The sequence below is a fragment of the Halomonas sp. 3F2F genome (assembly GCF_014897805.1).
In the GTDB taxonomy this organism is placed as follows: Bacteria; Pseudomonadota; Gammaproteobacteria; order Pseudomonadales; family Halomonadaceae; genus Vreelandella.
The window spans coordinates 45189-58351 of sequence record NZ_JABUZE010000004.1 but is presented as its reverse complement, the minus strand read 5'-3'; the positions used below and the strand labels follow the sequence as shown (position 1 = coordinate 58351).

Below are 13163 nucleotides of genomic sequence, written 5' to 3'. Positions count from 1 at the left end.
GTGTATTACATTCTTGAGATGTCCATCGTTACTGGGCAAGATCAATAATAAACAGCTGTTTTATATGGATTTTAACTTAGTTTCTAAGCCGGAAACCAATGGGTGAAAAATGCGAACTTTAAAATAGAACTGGCCTCACCTAGCTTCGTATCAAGTTTATTAAAAAACTAAGACGAGGCATATAAATACAATGCAAAATAAGACAGCAGTGATAAATGAAGTAGGCCTCAGAGACGGTCTACAAAATATTACAAAAAACCTACCAACTGCCCAAAAAATTGATTGGATTTACGACGCTTACGAAGCCGGGGTTCGAGAAATAGAAGTAGGCTCTTTTGTTCCTCCCAAACTATTACCTCAGTTGGCAGATACGGAAGAGCTTGTCCGCTATGCCAAGACCTTGCCAGGACTTTTTGTATCGGTTTTAGTGCATAAGCATCTGTTACTTCTCGATAGACGGGCCTGAACGTTAATCTTTGAGCTTAAGCAGTGCTGCCAGCGGCATCGGTTTAGCAAATAAAAAACCTTGCAATAAATCACAGTGGCGCTGTACAAGATCCTGCTGTTGTTCATAGGTTTCGATGCCTTCTGCCACCACGACTAAGCCTAAATAATGCGCCATGGTGATCACGCCTTGGACAATGGCGGCATTTTTATGGTCGTTGGTTATATCGTGAATAAAGGCGCGGTCAAGTTTGACTTTATGAATAGGCAAATCGCGCAAGTAGCTGAGGCTAGAAAATCCTGTACCAAAGTCATCAAGTGCGACTTTGATGCCCATTAGCTTGAGCTGATTAATCAAGTCGGTTGCTTTATCCGCCCCATCGAGTAGTACGCTCTCGGTGACTTCTAGCTCCAGGGCGTTAGCAGGCAGACCAGCCGCCCACACAGCACGTTGAACATCCCCCAAAAAGCCAGCACGCCTGAACTGTAGTGATGAAATATTAACGGCCACTGGTATAGCTTTGCCTGCGGCATGTAGTTTCGCAGCGTCTTGGCAAGCTTGCTGTAATACCCAGCGCCCTAAAGGGATGATCTGGCCAGTTTGTTCGGCTAGTGGAATGAAAATACCGGGTGAAATTATACCTTTTTGTGGATGATGCCATCGTATAAGGGCTTCCACCCCACGAATGCTCCCACTAGTGGCGTCCACAATAGGCTGATAATAGAGCTCAAACTGCTGCTGCTTCAGTGCTGCCTGGAGATCGTGGCGTAGCATAACCGAGGCTTCAGTCACTTGCTGCTCATCGCCTTGGTACCATTGCCATGTATTGCGGCCTTGCTGCTTTGCTTCACCCATGGCTAGGTCAGCGCGTTGCATAAGTTCATGGGCATGCGCGACTGCGGTGGTATTACATGCAATGCCAATACTGCCGCTGATGTGAATTGACGTGTCGTCGATTTTAAACGGTAAAGAGAGAGTGCCGAGTATCTGCTCTGCTAGATCAATAGCCGCTTGCTCAGTTGGCATTTGGGAGAGCAGTAGAGCAAATTCATCACCGGTGAGGCGCGCGAGAGTGTCACCCGGTGTGATAAGTCGTTGCAGTCGATTGGCTACCTCAATCAACAATTGATTGCCCGTCGGATGCCCAAGCCCATCGTTAATCGCTTTAAAGCCATCCAGATCCAGGTGCAACACTATGAGTTTATGGCCGGTTTTTTGTGCATTGCTAAATGTATATTTTAAACGCTTTTCAAATTCAGAGTAGTTCGGCAGATGTGTAAGCAGGTCGTGGGTGGCTTGATAGGCCAGCTGTGCCTTTTGTTCATGCTGCACCGTTGTATCTTTTACAATGCCGAAGACTCCCTGGGTCACTCCTTCTACAATCATAGGCATGGTGGTTAGGTCAAGAACTTTTATATGCCCATCGCGATGCTTGAGCTGAAAGGTTACTTGTTTTGTCTGGCCTGCTAGCGTAGCGGTAAAGAGCTTCTGTAGTGGTGCTATATCTTGTGGCTCCAATAGTTTAGAAAAATGGTTGCCTAGAATCTCGCTATTGTTGCGACCAGTAATCGTGCTGCAGGCTTTATTTGCATTGGTGATGCACCCCTGGTGATTAAGGGAAAACACTCCATCAGGATGATAGAGGTAAAGTGAGCGAAAGCGCTGCTCAAGGTCGTACTGCGCTTTAATTTGCTGTCTAGCTATGAGTAGCTGGCCAGAATGTTGTCGCACTAATTTAATCAGCCCAAGGCTAAGTGCTAACAAGTAACTAAGCGTTAACCCCGCAATAGCAAAGCTGGCGGGCATGATACTTGCGTTTAATAGTGTCGAGCGAGAGCCCAAGTGGGCATCTAACGTGAGGTGTGCGCCGCCGGGCAAGCCAATATGGCGCCGTTCTAGGTGCGGCAAAGGGCGTGAGGCGGTAGATTGGGGGATCGTATCGTTATGCCGTAACACTAAAAATGGCGTGTCACCACCTACTGAGAGATGGAATTGCGTAAGTAGCACGCTAAGTTCGCGTGTTAACAAATCGATAAGATCTACTTCAGCGGCCACATAATGGCGCTGATTGTTTCCGGTTGGCGCGACAAGCAGCAGAGTGTTTGGATGCTCTTTGGGTTGGAGTGTCCACGCTTCTGGCCACGCCAGTAATAGCATGTCCTGAAATTGATCTAGCGGCTCATTTTGCCAAATAGGGGAGGTGTGCAATTCTGTTGATGTTCGCAGATCGATAAGCTCGCCATGGCTATCAAACAAAGCCACGCTTTTTAAATAGGGTGCATGCTGAAAGTAGGCGTGAACGTCGGGGAGCCAGCCATCGTCGGGTTGCGAAAGCAAAGGGAGGTCGTGCCGCCAAGCGAGACGCTGAATCCACTCCAGTCGCGTTCTCATGGCGTGGCGTGCGTTCAGCGTCGCATTATCCATTAGGGATGTCACTTGGTTTTGTAGAGTATTTTGGGCGCTCCAGCTTAGTGTGTACCACGCAAGACAGCTGGCCATTACCCCTGCTACGACAGCCGTGATGGTAAGACTCCCAAGTGGAAGCAGACGGCGGTTACCGCGCCAAGCTGCCCCAATAAATGCACTACCACCTAATAGTGAATACAATGTGGCGAGTATTGGCCCAGATACAAAGCCTTCTGACCAGCTAAAGCGGCTTGATGGTAACAACAGAAGGAGAAGGGAGAAGCCGCCCATGCCAACGGCTAGTAACCCACAGCCCGCCCACGCTACCCTGTGCCATGGCTTTTTCATGCCCAGTAGGGTACATGCGGCCACCAGCAGCAGTAGAAGTGCAGCCGCTGAGAGGATTCTTGGCCCGCCTGACACCCATGAGACTGATACCCACGGCCCGCCGACCCAGACGTTATGGACTAGCGTATAGAGCGTGATGGCTGCTAACGGAACGGCCGCGACAGCGATTAGCCCACGGTAATGGATTAACCACCCCAGAAGGCAGCAGCCTGCTAATAGGCCGGTTAGCGCTGCATCGGTCACCATTAAACCGCTTAGTGGGTAATCAATGCCTGCCCAACGCCCTATAAGGCCTGTGCTTCCCAGGAGTATAAATGTGGCAGCGACCATAAGCAGGCCAACATCTATCGCAATATCACGTATTCGATAGGGCGCTGTAGCAGTATCATTCGCGCTTGATTTAGCCCTTTTCGCTTGCATGGCTGCTCCCCATTTAGCCTTTGGCAACGTTATTACGTCCTAGGTGCTTCGCCATATATAGTGCGCGGTCGGCACGGGCCATTAAGCTTTCACTAGTATCCTCTAACAGATAGCTTGTCACGCCGATGCTGGCGGTAATCGGCTTAGGCAGCCAGGGGTGTACCTCTATCGCGTGTCGTAATCCCTCTAAGGCTTTGCCTGCTTCTTCAAGTGACGTTTCAGACATGAGAAAGGCAAACTCTTCGCCACCAATTCGTGCAACAAGGTCACTTCCCTGTATGAGAGAAGTGAGTAGTCGAGCTAGCTGTTGCAATACCTGGTCTCCCACTGCATGGCCATAGTTGTCGTTGATAGGCTTGAAAAGGTCTATATCCAGTATCGCTACGCTAAACACTTTTGGAGCCTGGTTGACAAACGCACTTGCTAGCCGTTCTTGAAGGACGAGATCAAAATGGCGACGGTTAGGCAAACCGGTAAGGGGATCGCTGCGAGCTTCCTGAGCCAGTCGTAAAGTGAGACGGTGGAGTTCTTGGTTGTGAGATTCTAGCTTGATACGCATTGACTCCAAAGCGGCAATAGTCTGCCTATTTTCCTCTAATGTGCCCCGATCTGATTGGCGAGACTCTAACCGTTCGCGTTCTAGTTTATCCATACGCGCAATCGGCAGCATGGCCAGAAGCGTTAAGGGCGGGTCAGGCGCGGTTAAACGGCGCGCGCTGGACAGGACTGGAAATGGCTCGCCACTTTCCGTGCGCAGGTTAAGGTGAATTTCATCGACTGCCCCCACATCGCTTAGCCTGAAAGAAAGCACCCCTTGGTAGAGTAGACGCGCCTCAGTGGTAAACAACGTGCTGACTGGCTGGTGGACAAGCTGATTTTCCGCGTAGCCAAGCCAATGGCATAGCGTTTGGTTAACCTGCAGTATACAGCCTTGTCCGTCTACGATGATTAGGCCTGAGGGTGCAAGCTGCCACCAGTGCGCAATGTTCACGGCCTTTGGCGTCATCTATAGTTGCTTCCCTGTTAATGCAAGCCGTGACCGTAGCGCATTAGCCAAGGTATCAGGAGCAGTCATCTGAGGGTAATGACCGCCTGCATCCAGCATGACTAGCTGACTTTTAAGAAGATTCGCTTGTAGATACTGGGCGGCTTCAACCGGCACAATAGCATCGCGAGCAGTCTGAAAGATGACACTGGGTACTGTAACGTGAGGCAGGTGATGCCGGGTATCGCCTAGAAAAATACTTCTGGCCAATGGGCGTAATATGTTGGGTGATATCCTAAGAAAGAGCTGCTTTAAGCTGTGTTGATGTTCGTAAGTAATGGCATCACCTAGCGCCACTCGGGACATCGTACTCACCCATTCGAGGTAGTTTTGCTCCATTAGTCGCATTAAGCCATCAAGCTGCTTCTGGGAGTAGCCGCCGTGATAGTCGGGTGGGTCATCCAGGTAGCGCGCTGAGCTACAGACCAACCCCAGGCGGCTAAATGCCTGAGGACGCAAAATAGATGCTAGCATCCCTATAGTTCCCCCAATTGAGTGGCCCAGCATCATGGCGTTTTCTAGCTGCAGTTCATCGCACAGTGAGGCAATATCCTCTGCATGACCAGTAGGCGTAGTGTGCCGCTGGCAGTCGTAGAATTCCGGTGCCGCGCCGCCGAAGCCTGCTAGGTCGACAAGAATCAGTCTATAGTCGTTCTCAAGTGAGGGAATAAGGCGATGCCAAACTGTTTGGTCACAGCCAAACCCATGGATAAGTAGTAAGGGCGTGGTGCCAAGGCCGTGTTCATTAACATTGAGAAAGTCGATAAGTGACGTCATTCAAGTGCCCGTATTTTTATTATAGTTAATACTATTACGTTAGCATGTGTCGCAGTGCTAGGCATATCAACGCCGTTGAATAACGACAAGGACAGCCCAGTGAGAACTATTTTTATAGAGTTTCAATTCAGTAGCGATTGCCCATGAACGATGAACAGAAAGTGCAAGATCACGAAGCATCTCGTCTAGCGGCCTTGGTGGAATACCACATTCTGGATACCCCTCAAGACCCCTTATTCGATGAGATTGTGGAAACCTTGAACCGCTTGCATGAAATCATTAATACTATTCATTTGCATTCATGCGGTGCATTTTGCAATTATTCGCGCTCATTTGGTGCATGTGGGCGTAAAATGAAGGCGTATTTAAACAAGATGCGCGGTGAGCGTATTCAGCGATCTTTTGTAGGCTGGAAAGATGCATTCTGGTCGTGGCTCGGTGCTTTCAGTGGGATGGTATTAATTTGCTGGTTAAGTGCAGACTGGCTCTCCAAAGAATTGCTTATTGTAGGCTCTTTTGGTGCCACCTCAGTCCTTATCTATGCGGCCCCTGAAAGCCCTTTCGCGCAGCCAAGCCATGTACTCTTTGGTAGTATGCTGTCTGCATTAGTAGGGGTAGCTTGCTACCAATGGCTTGGAGCGTCCCCTCTTGCCATGGCACTAGCAGTATCATTATCGATTCTCGTTATGCAGCTTACCCATACGGTTCACCCACCAGGAGCCGCCGCGGCATTGACTGCCGTTGCTGGAGGCGAAAACGTACAGCAACTGGGCTGGTTATTCCCCCTTTTCCCTATTGGAGCTGGTTGTATCATAATGCTCTCAGTGGCGATTATGATTAACAACCTTGCCCGCCACCGCCGCTATCCGCGTTATTGGTAAAATGGGAGGTTAAGTAATCTCAATAAAAATGCCCAATATGGGCATTTTTAATAACTGAAAACTCAACTATAGCCGTTCCTCTACAACCCAACTTACCACCTTGGAGCCAACCTCTAAGGAGAACGCTGCGTGACTGAAATGCCCGACAACATCCTGCACATACCGGAGTACCAGGTGCTGGGCTGCAAATCCACCGATGACGAAATGCACTGCCAGGTGGACGTGCCCGATTCCATCGCCTGCAAAGAATACGACGTGCAAAGTGGGTTCGTGCGGTTCGGCAAGCGTGATGTTCTCTATCGTAACCTGCCCATCCACGGCAAGCGGGTCACCCGATGGGTGTTTCGTCGCCGGTAGTTGGGGCCTGCAAGGCCATCTTCAGGCCCCAACTACCGGCAATGGTGGACGGCTTTCGCATGACGCTGCGACTGCATGAGTACGTAGAGAAGGAATCCCTCAACCACCACGACATCTTCTTGACGGCACAGTCCGGCCTGGACGAGAAGACGGTACGCGACATTTTCAATGCCCACGCTAAGTTCCTGGGACGCTGGCACCGCTTCCAACTCACGCGTTCTGGGCATCGAGCTGTACCTGAATAATCGCTACCACTGTATCCTGACGAATATCGAGGAGCGAACCCTGCTCGATCTGCTGGCCGCCTACGAACAAGGAGCGCTTCTACGGAATCTGGGATGTCACCACGCGTCACCAGGCAAAATCCGCCTTGGACGAGGGGATAGACACTAACCTGAAAGGCCAGAAGGGATTATGGAGCGATCTGGTCAGGGCAGTAGGCAGCTGGCGTGAAGAGATCATGACCTATTTCGAGACAGACATGCCTGTCACCAACGCTTACACGGAGCCCATCAACCGGCTAGCCGGGGACAAGAACCGTGAAGGCCGTGGTTACTCCTGCGAGGTGATGCGGGCACGAATGCTCTACACCACGAAGCATAAGAAGAAAGCTTCTATTACGAAGGTCTCTACGTTCTACAAGAAAACTATCGGTTACGAATTGCTGTAGTTCGCAGAAGAGCTCAACTAGGGGGGCGATCTATTAACCATCTAAGGGTGGTATCAGGTTGGTGGGGAGAGTACATCCTCAACCAATCAATCCGTATAACCATAATAAATACTGAATTGCATCCAATAATAAATACTTAGCGGTTGGTAAATGGTGCTAGCATTCAGGGAGAGCCATCTGCCTTTATTGCCCATATTGAGCTGACTCATGCCGAACCGATACCGATACCGATCTGCGACGCGTGCAACCTTCCGCATCTCTTTACGCGCTGCCGTGGCCATCGTGGTCACTCTGATAGCGGGCGTTGTGGTCGCTGCTTTGGGTTACAGTAGCTATCGGGACACACAGCAGTCGTTGGCGACAGCGACCGACAACAGTGTCACGCAGATCGCCTCTCTACTGGACGAGCATATCGGCCGCGTCTTCGAACCAGCTGACAACCAGCTCCGCCTGCTGACCTATAGTGATTTTGTAACCGCTTTTTCTTATGAGGATCAGCTCGATCTGGTGCCTCTGGCACGAGAAGTGCTGGCCGGTAATTCCATGGCGCAGGCGGTCTATGCTGGATATGCCAACGGCAGTTTTGTCCTATTTCGCCCGTTGCTAAGTGCCGAGATGATGGAGCGCTTTTCAGCACCCCCTGGGGCCGAGATCATGGTACAGACGATAGAGCAGCCGACGCCCCAGGACGTCCGCGGGCGCTATCACTTCTTCGGTGCCGACGATGAGCTGATCGAGACCCGTGATCTACCAGACTATGTGTTCAGCGCGCGTGAGCGAATCTGGTATCGCGCTGGTGCTGATACGCAGCAAACCATTCTTACCGACCCCTACCTTTTCTTTACCACCCAGGTGCCGGGCGTCACCATGGCCCGACGCAGTGCCGATGGTGATACGGTCATCGGCCTCGACATCGCGTTTCAGCAGCTCACTGAACATCTCAATAGCCTGCGTGTCACTGAATCCGGCCAGATTGCCATCGTCGATAGTAATGGCAATGTGGTAGCCCACCATGAAGAGATGCAGCTGCTGGTGCCGAAGGGGGAAGAGCGTTTTCGCTTAGCGGCGCTAGAAGAGTTGGAATCGCAGGCACTCAAAGACGCCTTTGCGCTCGAACCCAACAGGGCTGGAGGCCCTGCCATTGAACAGGGTGAAAATGGCTGGTATCAGGTGCGTATTCCTTTGGCTCCGATCGGTTCCCTGGCGCTTGTTGCTGTGCTGGCGATACCTGAGGAGGAGCTTTTCCTTGACGCTGGGCGCTTGCTAACCAAGCAGCTGTGGGTAGCGCTGCTGATCTTCGTGCTCTCCGTGCTGGTTACCCTACGGCTTGCCCGTCATCCCGTGGTGTCCCTTCAGCGTATCGCCCGTCATACCCGCGCGATCGAGGTGTTCGACTTCACCGAACGCCCGGCCGTGCACTCGAACATCATTGAAATTGATCAGCTCGCCAATGCCACTGCCCAACTGCAGCAAACCTTGGCCAACTTCCTTGATACCAGCGTTGCACTGAGCCGTGAGCGCGATATCGAGACTGTGCTCGACAGGATATTGACCACCGTGCTTGACGCCACCCGTGCTAGCGGTGGTGCTATCTATCAGCTAACACAGCAGGGGGAGCTGGTGCGTGCCTGTTTGCGAGACAACCCCACGCAAGATGAGGAAAGCCCCCCTGTAAGAGTGCGGGTCAAAGAGGAAGGTCTGATTGCAGGATCAGTGGGCCACCGTCGCACCGAGATGGAAGTGGTCGAGGACACCCTTCGCGTCGCCACGCCGCTACTCAATCGTCATGGCCAGCCTATCGGCGCCATGGTCGCATGGTTACCGCTGAAGCATGAGCAGCCTACTTCGCGCGAGGATACTCGGGTAGGTTTTATTGAGGCTCTGTCTGCCAGTGCCTCCGTAGCCATTGAGAACAGCCAAGCCATCGCCGAGCTCGCCCTGCTGGAGCGCGGCATCCAGGCAACGCCTAACGGTGTGGTGATGGCCGATGCCACTCAGCCAAACATGCCGCTTGTCTATGCTAACGACGCCTTCTATGCGCTCACGGGTTACGGGCCGGACGACGTCTTAGGCAGCAACTGCCGCTTCTTGCAGGGGCCTGACACTGACCCAGAGTCGCTCATCGCCATTCGTAGGGCGATCCGTGAGCGCCAGCCACTGGATGTCATCCTGCTCAACTATCGAAAGGACGGCACACCTTTTTGGAACCATCTCTCGTTGAGTCCCGTGCTCGATCCTAAAGGCGAGTGCACTCACTACATAGGGATACAACAGGACATCACCCAGCAACGCGAGCAGCAGGATCAGCTGGCCTACCAGATGACCCACGACCTGCTGACCGGCTTACCTAACCGCTCCGCCTTTGATGAGTGCCTGCAAGATGCGTTTGAGGACGCTAAGAAGCGCCATGGGCATCTAGTCGTGATGCACATTGACCTGGACGGTTTCAAGGCCGTCAACGATGGCTTGGGATACCACATTGGTAACCAGCTGCTGGTGGCGATCGGCGATCGGCTGTGTGAGGTGGTCGGCGCCGAGGCTTTCCTGTCACGGAATACCGGTGATGAATTCTCCCTACTGTTCCCTGGGTTCCATGATCGCCAAGCCTGCATCGACATGGCCGAGCGCTTGCTGGGAGCGTTTTCCAGCTCTTTCTTCATTGAAGAAAAGCCACTGCATATCAGTGCCAGCATCGGGCTAGCCTGCAACTGTGAGGGAGTGGATTATGCCTACCAGCTGATGCAGCGGGCCGATTTAGCGATGGCTGACGCTAAACGGCAGGGCCGCAATACCTGGTACTGGTACCAGGGTGATCAGCATCGCCTCACGGAAAAGGCCGTGCTGTTGCGGCACGACTTGCATACAGCACTGGAAGAGGAGCAGTTCGAACTCTACTACCAGCCGATTGTAGAAGCGGTGAGCGGGCGCATCCGTGGGCTTGAGGCGCTGATCCGCTGGCATCACCCCGAGCGCGGGATGATTTCTCCCGGTGTTTTTATTCCGCTGGCTGAGCAGACTGGTCAGATTATCCCCCTGGGGCGCTGGATTCTGCGACGCGCCTGTCAGGACGCTGCGGCGATGCGTGCCGATGGTGGGCGGGTGGTACCAGTCGCCGTGAATATCTCCTCGCTGCAGTTTCGGCGTGATGGCTTTTTGGCAGACCTCCAGGAGACGCTGGATGAAACTGGCTTACCGCCCGAGTGGTTGGAGCTTGAAGTCACCGAAAGTGTGCTGCTCGACGGCGTTGAACCTGCCATAGCGCTGATCAATGCGCTCAAAGCGATGGGCATCCGGGTCGCGCTGGATGATTTCGGCACCGGCTATTCTAGCCTCAGCTACCTACGCGATTTGCCTATCCACAAGCTCAAGCTGGACCGTGCCTTTATTCACGATATCAGCACCAACCGCAGCAATGCTGCCATCGTGCTGGGCATTATCACCATGGCTCACCACCTTGGTTTGGTGGTTGTGGCTGAGGGTATTGAAGAGTGGGCGCAGCAGCAGGATCTGGTTCAGCGCAATTGCGATCTGCTGCAGGGGTTCTATTTCGCTAGACCGATGCCGCTAACGGTTATCATGTCCCTTCAAGAGCAATTGCCGGTATCTATTGGGGAGTAAAACAGCAGCAGGCACCCTCGACGAGCTGACCAGAAGGCTTTCGCATACGTCTCCGCATTTAGGTGCGATTATTTACAGAGCAAATGGTATTTAACCATCATCCCTGGAAAGCAATTAGTTAAAAGTCTAGCATGCCAAGTATCGTTAATTTTGCTGCGTACTGATTGGAAACTGAGCAATGAACACGTTATTAAACCGACTGCCCATGTATGCCAAATTTTCTTTGGTGCTAACTCTCCCCCTACTTGCCTTAGCATGGTTTGCTATCAACGGTGTGCTTGATCGACAAGCCACCGTCCGGGAATTAAAACAGCTCCAAACCATGACAACGCTGGCCCAAAGTGCTGGAGACTTGATACATCAAATACAAATTGAACGTGGTATGTCGTCAGGTTATTTAGCGAGTGACGGCGAGGCCTTCGGCCAACGATTAAGCCAGCAGCGGCCACAAACGGATACTGCGGCTGAGGCATTTGTTGAAAAGCGCCGAAGCCTGCCGGTTGGCGTTCTAAGTGCAGCTGCCAACGAACAGCTTGACCAACTGGAGCGGCAGTGGCAACGAACAGCCAGCTTACGCCGAGACGTAGATCAACTTTCTATCGAGGTCAATGCCGCACTGAGTCACTATACAGGCATCAACCAGCAGCTCATGGGCTTAATTGGATCGCTTGCTCAGCAAACCCGCGAAGGGGAGATCAGCCGACAGCTGGCTGCTTATTTCAACCTATTACAAGCCAAGGATTTGGCCGGCATTGAACGCGCTATCCTCTCTGCAGCGTTTGGTGCAGATGGTATGTCGTTTGAGATGCTCAATCGCTATTTAACACTGATAGGGGAAGAAGCGGCCTTTTTAACAGGCTTTCGCGCCTTTGCTGGCGCAGATCAACGACGCCAGCTTACGGACGCTTTGAGTGGCCAGGAAATTGAACGCTTAATTGAGAGACGAGAGCTTGCTATTCAGCAATATGATGTAGGGGGGTATAACGTAGACCCTAACGAGTGGTTTGAGTGGCAAACGGTCAAAATCAGCCGTCTAAAAAACCTCGAAGACAACGTGTCGCAACAAGTCATTACCACAACGGCTGCGTTGCAACGTGATGCACAGCTTGCCCTCTGGCGCTTCATGATTATTGCGGTCTTAGCCACACTGTTTGCTGTGGCGGCCGCCGCTATGATTGTCCTTACGCTGACGCGTCCTTTAACCGCAGCGTTAAAGAATATCTCTACACGAGGCAATGACTTAACCCAACGGCTTACCGTGCCTGGAACAGACGAACTGTCTAAGCTTTATCATGCGTTCAATGATGCATCACAAGATACAGAAGCATTAATTGGAGAGATCAAGCGCAACGCACAGTCAGTAGAACTGGCCAGTGGTGAAATTGCCCAAGGTAATCAGGATTTGGCACAACGTACCGAAGAGCAATCGGCGTCATTAGTACAAACAGCATCGAGCCTTGAGGAGATCACTGCTACTGTGCGCCAAACGGCTGACAATGCCCATGAAGCACAACGCATGACGCATGATGTGGCTACGGAAGCGGAAGGTGCCGCCGCCATTGCCCAGCAAGCACAACAAGCCATGCAAAACATCCATTCATCTAGTGACCAGATCACGACAATTATTGCAGCGATTGATAACATTGCTTTCCAAACCAATTTATTAGCCTTGAATGCTTCGGTAGAGGCCGCGCGTGCGGGGGAGCATGGTCGAGGCTTTGCTGTCGTCGCTAGCGAAGTGCGTAAGCTTGCTAGTCGCAGTGCTGAGGAGGCCAGCCAAATACGCCAGCTGATTGAAAATAATATCGCCACTATTAATGAGGGTGAGGAGCTAGTGACATCCACCAACAACTCCTTAACGACTATTTCGGAGCGTGTGCAAAAGGTGGCCCGCCTGATGGAAGAAATGGCATCAGCGACCCACGAGCAATCAGCCGGTGTTGAGCAGATTAATCGCGCCATGAGTCAACTAGAAGAGGTGACTCAGCAAAATGCCGCGCTTGTCGAAGAAGTGGCGGCTGCCAGTCGCTCGCTTGATGAGCAGGCCGAAGAAATGTCCGCCCGCATTAGCAAATATAAAGTTGCCGATTCACTCTCTAATACCGCTCGCGGGTCAAAACAATCAGGTAACACTTTATCCGTTGATAGGCAGCACATCAGCTAAGGTGAGCAAAGAAAGGGGAGGTAACTCCCCCT

At 52.0% G+C, this 13163-nt stretch carries 7 protein-coding genes and 1 pseudogene; 5 read left to right on the top strand and 3 right to left on the bottom strand.

What is annotated here, in order from left to right; all coding sequences use genetic code 11:
• Positions 1-190: 190 nt before the first annotated feature.
• Positions 191-466, top strand: coding sequence for a hypothetical protein (locus tag INT21_RS00350; RefSeq protein WP_226930554.1), 276 nt, complete (start codon positions 191-193; stop codon positions 464-466).
• A 3-nt stretch (positions 467-469) separates the two neighbouring features.
• Here INT21_RS00350 and INT21_RS00345 read toward each other — a convergent pair whose 3' ends face one another.
• Genes INT21_RS00345 through INT21_RS00335 form a run of 3 tightly spaced genes read right to left on the bottom strand, consistent with a single transcriptional unit; the run spans position 470 to position 5441 of the window.
• The gene (locus tag INT21_RS00345; protein WP_226912912.1) at positions 470-3619 is read right to left on the bottom strand and encodes a putative bifunctional diguanylate cyclase/phosphodiesterase; all 3150 of its coding nucleotides are present in this window, start codon (positions 3617-3619) and stop codon (positions 470-472) included.
• Positions 3620-3632: 13 nt separating this feature from the next.
• A complete protein-coding gene (locus INT21_RS00340) occupies positions 3633-4625 on the bottom strand; it encodes a sensor domain-containing diguanylate cyclase (protein WP_193061693.1) in 993 nt (330 codons plus the stop codon).
• Entirely contained in the window at positions 4626-5441 is an 816-nt protein-coding gene (locus INT21_RS00335) for an alpha/beta fold hydrolase (protein ID WP_193061692.1), read from the bottom strand. It abuts the gene before it with no gap.
• Between the two features lie 143 nt (positions 5442-5584).
• Between INT21_RS00335 and INT21_RS00330 the strand changes: the two genes are divergently transcribed.
• From INT21_RS00330 to INT21_RS00315, 4 genes and pseudogenes are all read left to right on the top strand, one after another.
• On the top strand, positions 5585-6322 hold the full coding sequence (locus tag INT21_RS00330; RefSeq protein ID WP_226930553.1) for an HPP family protein: 738 nt from the start codon (positions 5585-5587) through the stop codon (positions 6320-6322).
• 129 nt (positions 6323-6451) lie between these two features.
• A pseudogene (locus tag INT21_RS00325) lies at positions 6452-7349 on the top strand (transposase).
• A 207-nt stretch (positions 7350-7556) separates the two neighbouring features.
• Positions 7557-10967, top strand: coding sequence for an EAL domain-containing protein (locus tag INT21_RS00320; protein ID WP_193084726.1), 3411 nt, complete (start codon positions 7557-7559; stop codon positions 10965-10967).
• A gap of 178 nt (positions 10968-11145) precedes the next feature.
• On the top strand, positions 11146-13131 hold the full coding sequence (locus INT21_RS00315; RefSeq protein ID WP_193084725.1) for a methyl-accepting chemotaxis protein: 1986 nt from the start codon (positions 11146-11148) through the stop codon (positions 13129-13131).
• The last annotated feature ends 32 nt before the right edge of the window (positions 13132-13163 follow it).